At 75.6% G+C, this 1,915-nt stretch carries 2 protein-coding genes; both read left to right on the forward strand.

The features are described 5' to 3' along the window. Positions 1-84 precede the first annotated feature (84 nt). Positions 85-795, forward strand: a complete 711-nt coding sequence (locus AOK11_RS35285; RefSeq protein WP_055597731.1) for an ArsR/SmtB family transcription factor — start codon at positions 85-87, stop codon at positions 793-795. Between the two features lie 129 nt (positions 796-924). Beyond that, on the forward strand, positions 925-1,915 hold a 991-nt coding region (locus tag AOK11_RS35290; protein WP_079035280.1), incomplete at its 3' end, for a DMT family transporter.

Genomic DNA, 1,915 nt, shown 5'->3' on the forward strand with positions numbered 1-1,915 from the left:
GGTCAGGGGCTCAGGGGGCCAGGGGGCCGGCCCGACCGTACGGTTCGGCCGTCGCCGAAGTGTCCGTACCGCATGCTGGGGCGCATGACCACGAAGGACCCCCGGTCCGCCGGGCTCGCACGGCTCGCCGGACTGCTCGCCGACGAGACCCGGGCCGCGTGTCTGCTGGCACTGCTGGACGGCCGGGCCTGGACGGCGGGCGAGCTGGCGCGGCACGCGGGTGTCGCCCCCTCCACGCTGAGCGGGCACGTGGGCAAGCTCGTCGCCGGCGGGCTGCTCGCCGAGGAACGACAGGGCCGGCACCGGTACGTACGGCTCGCCGACGCGCGGGCCGCCCAGCTGGTGGAGGAACTGACCGCGCGGGTCGCCCCGGATGCGGACCGGCGTCCGCGCACCCTGCGGCAGGCGGGTGCGGGCTCGGCGGCGGCCCGCGGGCGGACCTGCTACGACCATCTCGCCGGCCGGCTCGGAATCGCGGTCACGGACGCGTTCACGGCCCGCGGGCTGCTGCTCCAGGACACCGGGTTCGCGCTCACCGAGACGGGCCTGCGCTGGTTCGAGACCCTCGGCATCGGCCTCGACCGGCACGGCCGCCGCCCGCTGGCCCGTGCCTGCCTGGACTGGACGGAACGCCGCCCCCACCTCGCCGGAGCCGCCGGCGCGGCCCTGTGCCGGCACGCCCTGGACGTGCGGTGGTGCGTCCGCATCGGCTCCGAGCGCGCGGTGAAGGTGACGGAGGAGGGCGAGCGGGCGCTGTCGGAACTGCTGGGGATCGAAAAGTCGGCCCTGCGATGACCGGCGTCCCCCGCACCGCACCGAACCGCTCCGGTACCCCTGCTCCGCCGTGCCCCGCTCCGTACGTTCCGTAGGCCCCGTCCGAAAAGCGCGAGCCCCCGGGATCCCTCCCCTCCTAACCTCTGGACCATGATGAACGTTTCCCGTCCGCGCTCCGCCCGGCGTGCGGAGCTGCTCGCCGCCGGGGCCGCCACCGTCACCGTGGTGCTGTGGGCCTCCGCCTTCGTGTCGATCCGCAGCGCGGGGGCCGCCTACTCGCCGGGAGCACTCGCCCTCGGGCGGCTGGCCGCCGGCGTGCTGGTGCTGGGGGCGATCTGCCTGTGGCGGAGGGAAGGGGTACCGCCGCGTTCCGCGTGGCGCGGGATCATGGTGTCGGGAGTGCTCTGGTTCGGCTTCTACATGGTCGCCCTCAACTGGGGCGAGCAGCAGGTCGACGCGGGCACGGCGGCCCTCGTGGTGAATGTCGGGCCGATCCTCATCGCGCTGCTCGGCGCCCGGCTGCTCGGGGACTCGGTGCCGCCGCGGCTGCTGGCCGGCATGGCCGTGTCGTTCGCCGGGGCGGTGACCGTGGGGTTGTCGATGTCCGGCGAGGGCGGCTCCTCGGTGCTCGGGGTGGTGCTGTGTCTGCTGGCGGCGATGGCGTACGCGGCGGGCGTGGTCGCGCAGAAGCCCGCCCTGGGAACGGGGAGCCCTCTGCAGGTGACGACGTACGGGTGCCTGGTCGGGGCGGTGGTGTGTCTGCCCTTCGCCGGGCAGCTCGTCCGGGAGGCCGCCGAAGCGCCCGTCTCCGCCACGCTCAACATGGTCTACCTGGGCGTCTTTCCGACCGCCCTCGCGTTCACCACCTGGGCCTACGCCCTGACCAGGACGACCGCGAGCCGGATGGGCGCGACCACGTACGCGGTGCCCGCCCTGGTCGTGCTGATGTCCTGGCTCGCGCTGGGCGAAGTGCCGGGCCCGCTCACCCTCCTGGGAGGCGCCCTGTGCCTGGCGGGCGTGGCGGTGTCGCGGTCGCGGGCCGGGACGGGGACGCGGACGGAGTCCGGGGCCGCGGGCCCGGCGGGCACGGTCCCGGCCCCGCCGGGCCCGGAGGAGTACCCGCCGGGCCCGGAGGAGTACC

This window comes from Streptomyces hirsutus (assembly GCF_001418415.1).
GTDB lineage: Bacteria > Actinomycetota > Actinomycetes > Streptomycetales > Streptomycetaceae > Streptomyces > Streptomyces hirsutus.